At 44.5% G+C, this 15,361-nt stretch carries 10 protein-coding genes; 7 read left to right on the forward strand and 3 right to left on the reverse strand.

Annotated elements, in window-relative coordinates; all coding sequences use genetic code 11:
- The first annotated feature begins 10 nt into the window (after nucleotides 1-10).
- Genes DXB58_RS12720 through DXB58_RS12740 form a run of 5 tightly spaced genes read left to right on the forward strand, consistent with a single transcriptional unit; the run spans nucleotide 11 to nucleotide 8,237 of the window.
- Nucleotides 11-1,486: a RagB/SusD family nutrient uptake outer membrane protein gene (locus DXB58_RS12720; protein ID WP_120490098.1), complete on the forward strand. Its 1,476-nt coding sequence runs from the start codon at nucleotides 11-13 to the stop codon at nucleotides 1,484-1,486.
- 33 nt (nucleotides 1,487-1,519) lie between these two features.
- On the forward strand, nucleotides 1,520-2,902 hold the full coding sequence (locus DXB58_RS12725; RefSeq protein ID WP_004310091.1) for a DUF5016 domain-containing protein: 1,383 nt from the start codon (nucleotides 1,520-1,522) through the stop codon (nucleotides 2,900-2,902).
- A 38-nt stretch (nucleotides 2,903-2,940) separates the two neighbouring features.
- On the forward strand, nucleotides 2,941-5,451 hold the full coding sequence (locus DXB58_RS12730) for a family 20 glycosylhydrolase (RefSeq protein ID WP_122136963.1): 2,511 nt from the start codon (nucleotides 2,941-2,943) through the stop codon (nucleotides 5,449-5,451).
- A 20-nt stretch (nucleotides 5,452-5,471) separates the two neighbouring features.
- Nucleotides 5,472-7,100, forward strand: coding sequence for a beta-N-acetylhexosaminidase (locus DXB58_RS12735; protein WP_122136964.1), 1,629 nt, complete (start codon nucleotides 5,472-5,474; stop codon nucleotides 7,098-7,100).
- Between the two features lie 21 nt (nucleotides 7,101-7,121).
- On the forward strand, nucleotides 7,122-8,237 hold the full coding sequence (locus DXB58_RS12740; protein ID WP_122136965.1) for an acyltransferase family protein: 1,116 nt from the start codon (nucleotides 7,122-7,124) through the stop codon (nucleotides 8,235-8,237).
- A 126-nt stretch (nucleotides 8,238-8,363) separates the two neighbouring features.
- Here the strand turns inward: DXB58_RS12740 and DXB58_RS12745 are convergent, their stop codons facing one another.
- The 3 genes from DXB58_RS12745 to DXB58_RS12755 form a co-directional block, all read right to left on the reverse strand.
- Nucleotides 8,364-9,977, reverse strand: coding sequence for a hypothetical protein (locus tag DXB58_RS12745; protein ID WP_122136966.1), 1,614 nt, complete (start codon nucleotides 9,975-9,977; stop codon nucleotides 8,364-8,366).
- 58 nt (nucleotides 9,978-10,035) lie between these two features.
- On the reverse strand, nucleotides 10,036-11,070 hold the full coding sequence (locus DXB58_RS12750; RefSeq protein ID WP_122136967.1) for an HlyD family secretion protein: 1,035 nt from the start codon (nucleotides 11,068-11,070) through the stop codon (nucleotides 10,036-10,038).
- A 79-nt stretch (nucleotides 11,071-11,149) separates the two neighbouring features.
- Nucleotides 11,150-12,469 carry a TolC family protein gene (locus DXB58_RS12755; RefSeq protein ID WP_122136968.1) on the reverse strand — a complete coding sequence of 440 codons (1,320 nt, stop codon included), beginning with the start codon at nucleotides 12,467-12,469 and terminating at the stop codon, nucleotides 11,150-11,152.
- Nucleotides 12,470-13,202: 733 nt separating this feature from the next.
- On the opposite strand from DXB58_RS12755, the gene DXB58_RS12760 reads away from it, so the two are divergent.
- Together DXB58_RS12760 and DXB58_RS12765 are read left to right on the forward strand one after the other, a co-directional pair.
- Nucleotides 13,203-13,982 carry a hypothetical protein gene (locus DXB58_RS12760; RefSeq protein ID WP_122136969.1) on the forward strand — a complete coding sequence of 260 codons (780 nt, stop codon included), beginning with the start codon at nucleotides 13,203-13,205 and terminating at the stop codon, nucleotides 13,980-13,982.
- Nucleotides 13,983-14,085: 103 nt separating this feature from the next.
- Nucleotides 14,086-15,294, forward strand: a complete 1,209-nt coding sequence (locus tag DXB58_RS12765; RefSeq protein WP_122136970.1) for a multidrug effflux MFS transporter — start codon at nucleotides 14,086-14,088, stop codon at nucleotides 15,292-15,294.
- Nucleotides 15,295-15,361: the final 67 nt, after the last annotated feature.

Consider the following 15,361-nt stretch of genomic DNA (forward strand, 5'->3'; position numbering starts at 1 on the left):
AGCTGCAAAAATGAAAAACATAATAAATTTAGTGTATGTCGTACTCTGTACATTAGTCGTTTCATGCAGTAGTTTCCTAGATGAGAAACCGCAATCGGATTTTATGCAGGAAGGTACCGGAACGGAAGATCAGGAGTCTAAATATGGAAGTCTGGCAGATGCACAGGCCGAGTTGCAGGGTGCGTATGAGAGTTTTAAAGCAGATATATTCCAGTCGGAAAATTATACTATTGGAGATGTGCAGTCCGATAATTGTTATATCGGCGGAGATGGTGTGGCCGAACAGGAGTTTGATTTGTTGAAACTGACCTCTACCAATTATAAAGTAGAACTGGTCTGGTCACAGTATTATTCGATGGCGGGCACTGCAACCAGTGTAATTGAAAATACGAAGATGATGGATCCTACTTCTACCGTAGCAGAAGAACGTAATCGTGTTATTGCAGAAGCCAAGTTCTTGCGGGCATGGGCGTATTTTGATATTGTCCGTTTATGGGGTGATGCCCCGATGGTGCTGGATTTGATTCCGACCATTACAGCCGAAAACCTCGATAAATGGTATCCGGTGATGTATCCGGAACGTTCTGCCACAGATAAAATATATGACCAGATCCTGGACGACCTGAATGAAGAAAATACCATTCGTTACCTGGTAAGCAAGAATAAAGGAATTTTCCAGGCAACCAAGGGAGCAGCCTATGCTTTACGTGCCAAAGTGTTAGCAACGAGAGGGGAGAAATCAACACGCGACTATACCAAAGTGGTTGAGGCTTGTGACAAAGTAATAGCAGAAGGCTATACGCTGGTCAGCAATTTTGACGAGTTGTGGCAACCCGATAAGAAATTTTCTTCAGAAAGCATCTTTGAAGTCTATTACACCTCCGATGCACCCAACTGGGCTTACTGGGTATTGCTGAAAGAAGATGACGGATCAGTAACCTGGCGACGTTATTGTACACCTACTCATGATCTGGTTGCTAAATTTGACAAAGAGAAAGATACCCGTTATGCATCCAGTATTCTTTGGAAATCAGTGCCTTATGATACCTATTGGCCGGCAGACAGTTACCCGTTGTCTTATAAGATTCGCGAGAAGACTTCCAATATCATTTTGATGCGGTTGGCAGATATACTGCTGTTGAAAGCCGAAGCACTGGTAGAGTTGGACCGCACCCCGGAAGCCATCCGGATTGTAAACAGCATTAGAGAACGTGCCGGTTTTGCTCCTTCTTCTTTAGATGAAAATATGGGGCAGGCTAGAGGACGTCTGGCGGTAGAGAACGAACGCCAATTAGAGTTGTATATGGAAGGTCAGCGCTGGTTCGACCTGGTACGCAATAATCGTTTGCTGGAAGTGATGCAGAAGCATAAAGACAAAGACGGCAGATTGCTGTTTGCAGGTTTGCAGGCTTTTCGGCAGTTGTGGCCGATTCCTCAAGGAGAGAAAGATAAGAACACCAATCTGACTCAAAATGAAGGCTATTAATGAAAAGAGGAACGTAAAACTTTAAAAGAAAAAATGATGAAACACAATAATCTGTTTTTATGGCTGCTGGGGCTGACTGTTTGTTGGCTGGCTTCATGCAGCGAAGAAGATGGCCGGGTGACGTATCCATATTCGTGTCCCGAAATATCGGAACTGCAATTCTCAACTACCGATCAGACACCTGCTGCCGATTCTCTTTATTTTTCTGTGAAGATTCACGATCCGCAGACTCCTTTGTCTACGCTGGAAGTGAAATTGATGACAGGTGAAACTTTGGTCAGTTCGCAGTCGATCCGTACGAAAGGCACTGATGTTTCGATTGTTGAAAAAGGGATTTATATCCCGTTTGAAGCCGGACTTGAAGAGAATCAGGAAGCGAAGGTGATTCTGACAGCCATTAATGTGGAAGGTAGTGAAGTCACTCAAACATTTGATTTCCATATAACCCGTCCGCAGATTCCCGAAGTGCTTTATCTTCACTATAACGGTGAGGTGGTAGAAATGAACCGGAGTGAGGACAATCCTTACCTGTACCTCACGGAAGTTTCCGATTCGGAAGAGGGTTATCCGATGGAATTATCCGGAAAGATCTCTACCGCAGCATCATTGGACGATGCAAAACTGATTTGGGGAGCTGCTGAAGCAAGCAATACGGCAGTCCTTATTGAAGCGTCGGGACCCAGCTTTGCTTTTGATTACCGGGATTGGTTTGTCGAACAAATCACTTTCAATGTGATGACTTTTGAATTGGGAGTAGTCGGCTACCAAAAGAACCTGAAAATTAAAGAAACCGAGTTGATAGCCAGTGAGGGATTTTTCCGTGCACAGATTAGCTTTACGCAGGGGGAAGAGTTCGAAATGAGTGGATTTGAAGATGTGGAACACGCTTACAATCGCGACTTCTTTAGCTATAATCCGGATAATGGCAAGTTTACCTTCTTGCGCAAATCAGGGACCTGGGAGATTTATTATTCTTCTAAGTATAATTATATCTGGGTGGCACGGATGGGTGATACGGCTCCCACTTGCTTCTGGCTGGTAGGACATGGATTTACATGCGCACCCGTTTGGAATGAAGCATATAATAGTGGAGGCTGGAATTTGGAAGACATATCACAGTTAGGATATATTGTGCCAATCGGTGAACAGAAATACCAGACCACCGTGTATTTGAGTAACACTCATGAATGGGAATCCTTCGAAATTGAAATTTACAGCGATTTGCAATGGAATAAAGATAAAGGCATGCTACTGCAAGAGGGTTCATTGTCCGGCGATACGGATGGAATTGAACTGTCTGGTTCCAATGGAATAACGAGTGGCGACGGTTTCGTTCCCGGCTATTATCGTCTGACTTTCGACGCCTCGCAGGGAGTAGGCAAAGAAACTTTGCACATCGAACGATTGAGTGATTAATACCTAAAAGAATGATATCTAGAAAAACAGGAAAGCCTATGAGAAATATGCTATATACAATATGGGGAAGTCTGTGCCTCCTGCTGGTCATTTCCGGTTGTAAATCGACTGACGGGGCGAAAGCCCCCATGTCATTGACTTGGAAGATGGGAGCTGTGGAAGTACAGCCCGGTTACTATGAGAATTCATTTGTCCTGAAGAACATCTCAGATGTTCCTTTAGGAAAGGATTGGATCATCTATTATTCGCAGCTGCCTCGTGAGATTCTGCAGGAAGAGTCTGCTCCGGTCAAAGTGGAAGTGGTGAATGCGAACTTCTTCCGGATGTATCCGGCAGAAAATTTTCAATCACTGGCTCCGGGAGATTCGCTGACCGTCAAATTCTGTTGTACCAACGGATTGAAAAAAATGTCACATGCTCCCGAAGGCACTTACTGGGTGAGTCAGTCAGGCAGTAAACAAGGTATTCCTTTGCCTGTCGGACTGACCATACAGCCGTTGAAAGGAATGGAGACAGAAGACTGGTATCCCGCACCTGATAAGATATATGCTTCGAATTTGGCGTTGGAGACTACAGCCCAGTTGCAGCAAACAGATATTTTTCCGTCAGTGAAAGAAGCGGTACCGGCTATCGGCAAAGAGGGTTTTGCTATAGAAAATAAAGTAAAACTGACTTTCCATCCCGATTTTGCCAACGAAGCTGAATTATTGAAAGAAAAGCTGGCAACCATCCATGGCCTGGAAGTTGTATCCGAAGCACCGGTAACAGTTCATCTGGATTATTTGCCGGAACGGGAAACAGCAGTGAACGGCGAATATTATCGGATTGATACGGGAAACGGGCTGATAAATATTTCAGCTTCCACTTCACATGGCATTTTCAATGGGACGCAAACCTTGCTCTCCCTGTTGAAAGGTCAGGAAAAGCCGTTTCGTTTGGAAGCTCTCTCCATCCGTGATTATCCCGATTTGCCGTATCGTGGGCAAATGCTCGATATTGCCAGGAACTTTACGACTGTTGAATATCTGAAAAAGCTGGTAGATGTAATATCTTCTTATAAACTGAACGTACTGCATTTCCATTTTTCGGATGATGAAGGCTGGCGTCTGGAGATTCCCGGCCTGGAAGAATTGACATCGGTCGGCGCACGCCGGGGACATACCACGGATGAACTGGAATGTTTATATCCGGGCTACGATGGCAACTATGATCCGTCTGCAGCTACCTCCGGCAACGGATATTACACCCGTGAAGAATTTATCGATTTACTGCGTTATGCAGCTCAAAGACATGTGCGTGTGATTCCGGAGATTGAGTCTCCGGGACATGCCCGTGCGGCAATCGTGTCCATGAAAGCGCGCTATCATAAGTATGTGAATACTGCCCCTGAAAAGGCCAACGAATATTTATTAAGTGACGCACAAGACACTTCCCGTTATGTTTCCGCGCAGTCTTATACGGATAATGTCATAAATGTAGCATTGCCTTCTACATACCGGTTTATGGAAAAAGTGATTCGTGAGTTGATAGCCATGTATGAGGAAGCGGAGGTACCTTTGACTACGATTCATTTAGGTGGCGATGAAGTACCCGAAGGAGCCTGGATGGGTTCTCCTGTCTGCCGGACGTTTATGGATGAACACGGGATGACAAGTGCCCACGAACTGTCTGAATACTATATTACGAAGATGGCAGACTATCTGCAACAACATCATTTGCAATTCAGCGGCTGGCAGGAAGTAGCGTTGGGACATCCGGAAACAACCGATCGGCATTTGAACCAACTTGCAGCAGGAGTGTATTGCTGGAATACGGTTCCTGAATGGGAAGCGGATGAAATACCTTACCAGATAGCCAACAAAGGATATCCGGTGATTCTCTGCAACGTGAACAATTTCTATCTGGATTTGGCCTATGACGCTCATCCCGACGAAAGAGGTCTTTCGTGGGCGGGATATGTCGACGAGTCCAAGGGATTCTCCATGCTTCCATATAGCATTTATCGTTCTTCGCGTACCGATATGGCAGGCAATCCGGTCGATCCGGACATCGCGGGAAAGGGAAAAACGACTTTGACCGCTTTCGGAAAGGAATATATCCAGGGAGTGCAGGCACAATTATTTGCTGAAACCATCCGTGATTTTGAATGGGTGGAATATTACACCTTCCCCAAAATCCTCGGATTGGTGGAACGCGGTTGGAATGCTTTTCCCGCCTGGAGCACTTTAGCAGGAGAGAAAGAACGTCAGGCTTTCAATAAAGAACTGGGTCTGTTCTACTCCAAAGTGAGTGAGAAAGAAATGCCTCACTGGGCGTCCCGAAGTATCAATTTCCGTTTACCTCATCCCGGACTTTGCATCAAAGAAGGGCAACTCCACGCCAGTACTCCTATCCGGGGAGGTGAAATACGCTATACGACCGATGGCACGGAACCGACCCTTCGTTCGGAACTTTGGAAAGCTCCCGTAGCCTGTGATGCTTCCGTTGTGAAAGCGAAACTGTTTTATTTAAATAAAGAGAGTGTAACAAGCACTCTCAAAGTAGATTAATCCACAAAAGTAGATAAGTTATGAACTATGATAAGATAAAAAGAACCGGAATATTATTCTTGTTGGGAATAGGTGCGATCACATCGTTGTCGTGCAATGATAATGATAACGGGAACTACCCGGAGCGAGTGCCTACCCGCCTGTCGGTGATGCCTTTGCCGGAAAGAGTCGATTATAAAGAATCGGTTGTCTCTCTTCCGCAGAATGTGACTGTCAGCCAGAACATTCCGGCTTCCACGTCGCAACTGTTGAAATCCACCCTGGAAGAGAAACTTTCTCTTTCTGTCAGTGATGCCTCCAACGATCGTGCCTTTATCCGTGTGAAACAGGAAGCGGATCTGGCTAAAGAGGCTTACCGACTCACCGTTACCAAAGAGGGAGCCTGCGTTTATTATTCAACGGAAACCGGACTTCTCTGGGGAATCCAGACATTGAGACAAGCGCTCGAACAAGCAAATTTCTTCACTTCCGGAAGTGCTAAATATCTTCCGATGGTCGATATAAAAGATGCTCCCAAATATGATTGGCGCGGATTTCATATCGATGTAGTCCGCCACATGTTTACGGTTGATTATCTGAAAAAGGTGATAGACTGTTTGTCTTTCTACAAGATAAACAAGCTTCACTTGCATCTGACGGACGATCAGGGTTGGCGCATTGAAGTGAAAAAATACCCATTGCTGACGCAGGAAGGCAGCTGGCGCGACTTTGACGAATATGACAAGAGATGCGTAGAACTTTCCCAACAGGATTATAACTATGAGATAGATCCCCGTTTCGTGAGAAACGGTTCTCAATATGGCGGTCATTATACGCAGGAAGAGATGAAAGGTTTGGTAAGTTATGCGTTGGAAAGAGGTATCGATATTGTACCCGAAATTGACATGCCAGGTCATTTCTCGGCGGCTATCAAAGTCTATCCCGAGTTGTCGTGCACGGGAGAAGCCGGATGGGGAGAAGAATTCTCTTATCCTATCTGTCCCTCGCGTCCGGAGAACTATCAGTTTGTGCAGTCCATCATTGATGAGATGGTCGAGATTTTCCCTTCGGAATATTTCCATATCGGAGCTGATGAAGTGGAGAAAGATAACTGGGAACAGTGTGAAGTTTGTCAGCGATTGATGCAGCAGGAAGGTTATCAGAAAGTGGATGAACTGCAAAACCGTTTTGTGAAGATTATGACGAACTATGTGAAGGGTAAAGGCAAGAAAGTGATGGGATGGGACGATGCTTTTCTTGAAAAAGAGCCACAGGATTTGATTTATACTTATTGGCGTGACTGGCTGCCCGATCAGCCGGGAAAGATTACCCAGAAAGGTTATCCGATTATATTCATGGAATGGTCCCGTTTCTATTTGAGTGCAACGCCTTCAGACGAAGGATTAAGCTCTTTGTATAACTTCGAGTTCGAACCCCAGTTTCCCGGCATCGTGAAGCAAAATGTATTAGGCTTCCAGGCTTGTGTATGGACGGAGATGATTCCTAATGAACGGAAGTTTGGCCAGCACGTGTTTCCCTCTCTTCAAGCATTTTCGGAGTTGGCGTGGGGAAGTAGCCGTAACTGGATTGATTTTACCAATCGCCTGAAATGGCATGTTAAATGGTTGAATGCGAATGGATTCTATTTCACCAAACCGGGATTTCTTTAATCCCGGTACACTAAGAACAATATGAAATCAGAACGTTTACTTTCATTAGATATACTCCGGGGAATCACCATTGTCGGAATGATTTTGGTGAACAACCCCGGAACATGGGAATCCATTTACGCACCCTTGCGACATGCCGAATGGAACGGACTGACTCCGACTGATTTGGTCTTCCCGTTCTTCATGTTTATAATGGGCGTTTCCATGAGTTTTGCCTTATCCCGGTTCGATTATCATTTCAGTAGCAGTTTTATCATCAAACTGGTACGGCGCACGGTGATCTTGTTTTTGTTGGGACTTTTTCTTTCCTGGTTCTCGTTGGTGTGCACAGGAGTAGAACAACCTTTCTCGCACATACGTATTCTGGGAGTGTTGCAGCGGTTGGCATTGGCTTATTTCTTTGGTTCCTTGCTGATTGTAGGTGTCCGGCGTCCGGCAAATCTGGCATGGATCTCCGGGATCATTCTGGCAGGTTATTCCATCTTGCTGGCTTTGGGACACGGATTTGAACTTTCTGAACAGAATATTATTGCCGTTACAGATCGCACACTATTCGGAGAAGCCCATTTGTATCGGGAGTGGTTGCCGGACGGCGGGCGTATCTTTTTCGATCCGGAAGGCCTGTTGAGTACCTTGCCGTGCATTGCGCAAGTGATTATCGGTTATTTCTGCGGAAATATTTTGCGGGAGAAGACTGAAATCCATCACCGGCTGTTGCAGATCTCCATACTGGGTATTGCCCTTTTGTTTACAGGATGGTTGTTGAGTTACGGCTGTCCGTTGAATAAGAAAGTATGGAGTTCGACTTTTGTTCTGGTGACTTGTGGTTTTGCTTCCTTGTTTCTTGTATTTCTCACTTGGCTGATTGATATTCGTAAAAAGCAGAAATGGGGATATCCTTTCCATGTTTTTGGCACGAATCCATTGTTTATTTATATAGTGGCCGGTGTGTTAGCTACTTTGCTGGAAGTAATTACGGTTGGGGGGAGTAGCTTGCAGGAGAAGATTTACACTTCCATTTGGAGCGTTCTTCCCGATGCTCATCTGGCTTCTCTGATTTACGCCCTTCTGTTTATCGGATTCAATTATCTAATTGTATGGGTGCTGTACAAAAAGCAAATATTTGTAAAGATATAGAAGGTAAGTGACTAGCTAGAAAAAGGTAGAGTTTATGCCGGATGGCTACGACAGTTTGTTTTCGTAGCCGGATGGCATAAACTCTATTGATTATCAGTTCAATAAATATACAGGTAAACAATCTTCCTATTTTTCTTTCTCCGACGGCGTGTGTGTTGTCCGCCAGAACGTATTTTTCACCTCCCTTGCCACCTCTTTCCAGCTTGGCATACTTTTTAATGAGCGTCGAACCGGGAAATCATAGAGCAATAACAATAGGAAGAGGAAAATGCAGGCATAAGCCACCCAGCCGTAAATCTGCTTGATGCTTATCTCCATCATCTGACTGATAAACTCTTCCATATAGTGACCCAGATTGAACGGATTACTGCTGAAAGCTACATGATCGATAGCTGAACCGTAACGGGCCAGATTGTCGGGAACATAATACGCCAATCCCTGTGCATAGACTGCGGCTCCCACTACGCCGCCTACTACCATGTGCAGCATATTGAACACACTTAATCCCTGGAAGAAATGCTGGAAAGTCATGATTTCCTCCAGACACACCATAAAAGTAGCACTCAATACGGCATAAGCGAAGCCCCGACATACGGTCGGCAGGTAAAACTGTGAAATATGGATGTCGGTGGATAAAGTCAGGTAGAAACCGATCAGGTAACCGATCAACCCGATAAAGCCGACAATGACCAGGCGTACATAATTATACTGCTTGACGTGCATCCACCAATACGAAAACACACAACCGCATACGATACCGACAATGGCAAGCCAGTCGAGTTGGGAACTGACCAGTTCTTCATACTTCATTACTTCCTCGTAAAAGACTTCCTCCAGCACGTGCTCCGTGGCGAGGAACGCTTCCACTAAAGTGACTAATCCCAATAAAGGCAAAAAATGGCGATACGTCCACATCTTTGGTTCGAGAAATGGGTGTCGAATGGTCATCATACGCCAAATACAAATTCCTAAAGTGATGAAAATCACGATGGTCAGTTGGCGGATGACCGGGCTGTTCCACCAGTCGTACCAGTCTCCGTAGTTGAAGAGGAAAGCGATTTCCGCTAATAAGGCAGCCCATAATATCCCGCCCAGCCAGTCGATACCAAATAGAGGAAATTTGCGCATGAACCGGAAATGCTTCACACAAGTGAATTGTATCAATAAGACAATCAGCATCAGACCGGCAACGAACAGGTTCATGTATGTCCAGTGATAATGATACATTAAACGGGTCGTAATCAGGTCGGATAGCTGGATGCTTCCCAAAATAACAATATGAAGCCAGGGAAAGAAAACGGTGAAATCCCGTTTAGGAGTCATCCACAGCTGAATGTTTGACATACACTCGAAAGTTCCCTGTATTTTGCACATACCTTCGATGAAGCAGACCAACCACAATAGAGGGAGAAAGGTGATATGCGGTGCTATCAGGTTGCAGAGTAATACTCCCAGTGCGGCCGATGTAAGCAGGGTTTTATTGGTAAAACGGAACTTCATGCGGAACAGTAACGGAAAGTAGATCGCCATACCGGCCAGGTTGGCGTACATGCACATTAAAATATCCTCCCGCATCAGTGACATGCTGCCGATCATCTGATTCAATGCACCCAAATAGACACCTCCCGAAAGTTGGAAGGTGACAGCTATGAAAAGATAAATCCACGGTTGCATCTTCCGCGGTACGAAACTACGGAACATCGGCAAAACAAAAGGACCGTTCAGAACAGGAGCACTCATAAGAATTGAAAATTAAGAATTGAAAATTAAAAAATTAAAGCGATTGGGAATTGGAGTGTTAATATTTCACTTCACATTCCACGTTAAAACCGGCACGCATGTGTTTCAAATCTTCTGGTTTGTTTCCTTTCAGACTGATACGTACGGGAATACGTTGCTCCACTTTCACGAAGTTTCCGGTGGCGTTGTCTTGCGGAATCATTGAGAAGGCGGCTCCTGTTGCATCGGAGATGGATTCTACTACTCCTTTGAATGTGACGTCCGGCACGGCGTCTGCGGTTATTTCCACTTCTGCACCTTCCTTGATATTCGGAAGCTGGGTTTCGCGGTAATTGGCGATTACCCACAAATCACTGCTGTCTACGATATCAACCATAGTCTGTCCCGGTTGTACCAGTTGCCCTTCCAGGATTTCTTTCTTTCCTGTCGTGCCGTCACACGGAGCAATGATGACTGTATAAGAGAGATTCAGACGGGCAAGTTCCAACGCAGCTTCTGCCAGGCGGACACCTGCTTCATTCTGTCCCAGGCGATGAGTCTGCTCGCTTTTCACTAAAGAAGTAGACATTTTAGCCCGTGACACCTGTTCATAACGGGCTTTGGCAGCTTCGTATGCTGTATGTACGTTGTCATATTGCTGTTTTGTCACTGCGTCTTCCTGCAACAGTTTCTCAAAACGGTTTAGTTCCCGTTTGGCATTTTCCATCTGTACACGTACTTCTTCAATACTTGCGTCGCTCACACTTAAATTGTTTTGCGTAGTGGCGATACCGATGGTAGTGGCCTGGCGTCCTGCGGTGGCATTCGCCAAATCTGCTTCTGCCTGTGCCACACGGAGACGGAATTCCGTATCTTCGATGATAAGAAGCGTGTCGCCTTTGCGCACTTGCTGATACTCGTCAAAGTAGATTTTCTTGATGAATCCCGGTACACGGGTATTGATCGGCGTGATATGTTGTTTCACCTGCGCATTATCCGTATATTCGATATTTCCCAAGTGGATAAACCGGGAACAAACATAAGTGACACCACCGATAAGTAAACAGATAATTACAATGTTGTATATTATCTTCTGGGTTTTTCTAGCTATCATAATCTGTTCTATTTTAAGAGAGATGAGAATTTGATTCTGTTATAAGTTGGATTCTTTTTGATAAGTCATTACTTCTCTGTTAGAGAGTGTGTGTGATATATTTCATTTTGTAATAACTGTATATCAAGTTAATACGTGCATTGACCAGACCGAGGTCGGCACTTAGTTTCATATTGCTGGCATCGAGCATATCGGTGAGCAGGGCAAGGTCGTTTTTATAACGGTTGCTGGTTACGTTATAGTTCTGGTCAGCAAGTTCCACGCTTTTCTCCTGTGTACGCAGGTCTGTGAAAGAGGTGAGAAAGTTGACGTAGTTCGCCTGTACACCGTTTTCTATTTGTTCCTGTGCCAGTGAATATTCCTCCTGTGCTCTGCGGACGTTCAGTTTTGCCTGGCGCACTTTCTTGTTGTTTTTAAATAAAGAAGAAAGATTGTATTTGATACCGACTCCCACATACCAGTAATTGAAGTTATTGTCGAGCACCGGGACTTCGATGGTGATAGGACCATCCAAATGTTCACCGGCCACAAGTGCAATTTTCGGAAGCAGTTCCGAGCGTTCCAGTTTCACTTTCTGCTCGTTCATTTTCATAGCCAGCTGGGCTTGTTGCAGTCCGACATTGCTTTGACTGGCCATCATTTGCCAGTCGTTTTCGGCTAATGCTGTCACTTCCTCGTTCAGCAAGGTAGAATCGGGAACGATTTCTGTTCCGGCAGGCAGATGTAAGGTAGTCACCAGTTGGTGATTCATTATTTTGCGGGCATCCTGCACCTTTGCCAGTTGCAGTTTCAGCGTCTCTTTCTGTAGCTCATAGCGGGTGATGTCATTTTTTAAGGCCGTTCCCTGTGTGCGGCGTGATTCCATGTTGCGGATCACCTGTTCCGTCAAATCCAGATTCTTCTGTAACACTTGCAGCTGGTTATTCAACTTATATAAATCCAGGTAATAGCCGGTCAGGAGAAAGCGGATTTCCTGACGGTTCTTCTGCCAGTCCAATGCAGCCATTTGCTGACCGAGTTCAGCCAGAGTAATACTGCTGTTGATGGCTCCTCCGGCGTAAATCACTTGTTGCGCTTCCAACGCAAAGTTATTGCCGAAGTGTGGCATAGGGATATTCTGCCCGTTTTTGAAGTCACGGTCCCATATATATCCGTCGCCCAGGTAACTAAATGAGAGTGAGGCACCTATATCCGGCAAACGTTGTGACTTGGCAGCCTTCAAAGCTTCATCGGCTGCTTCCTTTCCGGTTTTATACGTTTGAATACTCTGACTGTTCTCGTCTGCCAGACGGAACATTTCGTCAATACCCAACACTCTCCTGTCAAGCGTCTGGGCAAACAGTCCCTGGCTGCATAGTACGGCACACAGCGGCACTATGAGCCATCTTTTTTTGCTCATAAAGTGAAAAGAAATTTAATTAATAGTAGAAGTTCGAATTTTCTTCGCTACAGAATAATATGACTAACACAGAGTTTTTTTCTTTTAAAATATGCTGCTGGCACAAGTTAATGAAGATTATTTGAATGCTGTGTCTTCTCGCATCCTCTGTGATGAATTCTCTGTAGTGAAAATAGGATTATCAAATTTGCACTGCTACACCCCAACCATGGAAATCATCCATTTTGTTCTTGTAACGAATATCCTTTTGATAATATCTTAGTTTCATCTTGATATCTATTTTTTATTTTTGGTTTGCAAAATTATGAAAAAAAACAAGTAAGTTGTAACCCTATACAGACCTAAATATAACATTTTTTAATGAATAACAGATAGAGTATCAAATAGGAGAAAGAATAGAAAAGAGTACACGTTCTCTTGCAAACAACTACTCGAATAGAGGCAATGGTATACTCGGATTATCGGAAATATGTACAACATTCAGGTCGGAGATGTACTTGCTTTGATGGACTCAACCGGAGTTTTTTATGGATAAAATGGAAGTACATAATACTCTCTTTTAAGCTGGATTTTCTTTCTTTTTTTAAAATTTAACTTTTGATTATTTCTTTGTTATTCAGTGTTTTAGTGTTTGTATGCGCACTAGTGTATAACCAACAACCCTCTTGCTTGAATCATCGTATTTTCGTATATTTATAGTCGGATTAATATTTAAACAATAAATGTATTGTATATGGAGAATATAAAAAAAATGGTACATGCACTATTGGAAACAACCGGTAGTCATGCTCCCTTGTTGCAGCAGATTAATGAGGCGTTATTAAAGGATTATCAACTCAACATCAGTAGTGGGTTGCAGATTCTGCCCAAAGAAGTTGAAATTTACTATGTGAACCGGAAAGCAAAGCACCCTTATGTTGATTCGAATATGCACTGCATGCTTGATCCGAAAACAGATGCGGAAATATGGCAGATGCAATCCGGTCGTTTCGGACAACTCTATTTTCATCGGAAAGGATTGGGGGGAGTAGATGTGTGCTTGTCAGATAGCGATCATTTTGCTTTGTGTTGTACCATTAAAGCGGCTGAAATCAATGGCGAAGAGTGTTGGAGTCCGTTGAAAGTGCGTAATGTCATTCTTGAAAAAATCTGTGCGGAAGAAGGAGTGTTGCCGGATGTACAGAACAAACAGAAGATGATGAATCGGATGAATGAGAAAAAGTCACTTTCCGTCCTTGCTCCCCGCGAATATCCGATTACGGGTTATGTATATCATTTGCACCGCAGAGGACTGCGTCGGAGAGACCGGAATGTGTTGTTGCCTTTGCGTTCATTTGTCGATCTGTGGAATAAAAAACTGGTTATGGGTAATGTACAGAAACTAAATCTCTATATGAACGCTCATCCACAGGCGAATATTTTGGAAGTGTTGCGTGAACACAACTTCCGTTATATTCCATTTGAAGTAAAGATACGGTATAATATGTACCGTAAGGTGAAGCTATACGACTAAATAAGAAAAATTGTTCTGAAAAGCTCCTTTTTTGTTCTGATTAAGCCTATAAGTAAATAAAAGAAAACCTATACCTTTGCAGTCGAATTTTAATCAATAGTTTATGACTGCAATAATAAATAAGGAGAACTCAAAGGTATTTTTGTTGATTTTGCTCGGTATGTTGTCAGCGTTCGGACCTTTTGTGACGGATATGTATTTGCCTAGTCTGCCAGCCATGGCAGACTATTTTTCTACCCACTCGTCGATGGTGCAATTGGGACTTACCACCAGTATGATAGGACTGGCATTGGGACAAATCTTTTTCGGACCATTGAGTGATAAATACGGCAGGCGTCCGTTGTTGCTCGTCTCGATGATACTGTTCATCGTGTCCACCGTATTCTGTCTTTTTGCACCGGACATTTATTCGTTTATCACATTGAGATTGATACAGGGAATCGGAGGGGCAGGCGGTATTGTTATATCCCGTTCGGTGGCTACAGATAAGTTTTCGGGGAAGGAACTGGCCAAGATGCTGGCCGTGATCGGCGCGATTAATGGAGTGGCTCCCGTGGCAGCTCCGGTAGTCGGAGGGTTGGTGACCGGGACGATTGGATGGAAAGGGATTTTTGTGATATTGCTGTTTATTGGCGTACTACTGTGGATAGGCTGCATCCGTTTTAAAGAATCACTTCCCGTAGAGAAACGCTCGAAGACGGGAATCGTTTCTACTTTCCGCAACTTCGGTGCAATCGTCCATAACCGTCGTTACATGCTCTATGTCCTGCAACTGGCATTTGCACAAGGCATCCTCTTTGCTTACATAGCTTCCTCACCCTTTATTGTGCAACAACATTACGGATTTTCCCCCTTTGCATTTAGTATCTGCTTCGCGGTGAATGCGGTAGCTATCGGAGTGGCAGCAGCTATCTCCGTGAAATTCCGCCAACCTGAAAATGGGACGCTGACCGGATGCATCGGTATGTTGTGCCTGTCCGTCTGTGTGATGATTGCCTTGTATAACGGATGCGGCTTCTGGACCTATGAACTGCTGATGTTCGCATTACTTTTCACAATGGGACTGACCTTTACTTCCTCCACCACCTTGGCGATGGATAGCGAACGTCGTTACGCCGGAGCAGCTTCCGCCCTGTTGGGAGCACTCTGTTTTGCTTCCGGAGGTATTGTTTCTCCGTTGGTCGGCTTGGGAAATATCCTTGTATCTACCGGAGTTACATTTGTGGTCTGCGCCATCTGTTCCCTGCTTTGTGCACTATGGGCGATGAGGAAAGTACCGATGAAAGTAGCAATGTGCCGGATTTTCCGTTAAAGTGAGATTGTTTCAAAAAGAAGGTGTGTCATGATGAATAATAAAACGCAGATTAACGCAAATTATC

The organism is Bacteroides sp. OM05-10AA, from assembly GCF_003439055.1.
Lineage (GTDB): Bacteria > Bacteroidota > Bacteroidia > Bacteroidales > Bacteroidaceae > Bacteroides > Bacteroides intestinigallinarum.

What these genes read in the sequence shown, in the direction of transcription:
- DXB58_RS12720 (WP_120490098.1), top strand. Translation starts at nt 11, where the DNA reads ATGAAAAACATAATAAATTTAGTGTATGTCGTACTCTGTACATTAGTC.
- DXB58_RS12725 (WP_004310091.1), top strand. Translation starts at nt 1,520, where the DNA reads ATGATGAAACACAATAATCTGTTTTTATGGCTGCTGGGGCTGACTGTT.
- DXB58_RS12730 (WP_122136963.1), top strand. Translation starts at nt 2,941, where the DNA reads ATGAGAAATATGCTATATACAATATGGGGAAGTCTGTGCCTCCTGCTG.
- DXB58_RS12735 (WP_122136964.1), top strand. Translation starts at nt 5,472, where the DNA reads ATGAACTATGATAAGATAAAAAGAACCGGAATATTATTCTTGTTGGGA.
- DXB58_RS12740 (WP_122136965.1), top strand. Translation starts at nt 7,122, where the DNA reads ATGAAATCAGAACGTTTACTTTCATTAGATATACTCCGGGGAATCACC.
- DXB58_RS12745 (WP_122136966.1), bottom strand. Translation starts at nt 9,977, where the DNA reads ATGAGTGCTCCTGTTCTGAACGGTCCTTTTGTTTTGCCGATGTTCCGT.
- DXB58_RS12750 (WP_122136967.1), bottom strand. Translation starts at nt 11,070, where the DNA reads ATGATAGCTAGAAAAACCCAGAAGATAATATACAACATTGTAATTATC.
- DXB58_RS12755 (WP_122136968.1), bottom strand. Translation starts at nt 12,469, where the DNA reads ATGAGCAAAAAAAGATGGCTCATAGTGCCGCTGTGTGCCGTACTATGC.
- DXB58_RS12760 (WP_122136969.1), top strand. Translation starts at nt 13,203, where the DNA reads ATGGAGAATATAAAAAAAATGGTACATGCACTATTGGAAACAACCGGT.
- DXB58_RS12765 (WP_122136970.1), top strand. Translation starts at nt 14,086, where the DNA reads ATGACTGCAATAATAAATAAGGAGAACTCAAAGGTATTTTTGTTGATT.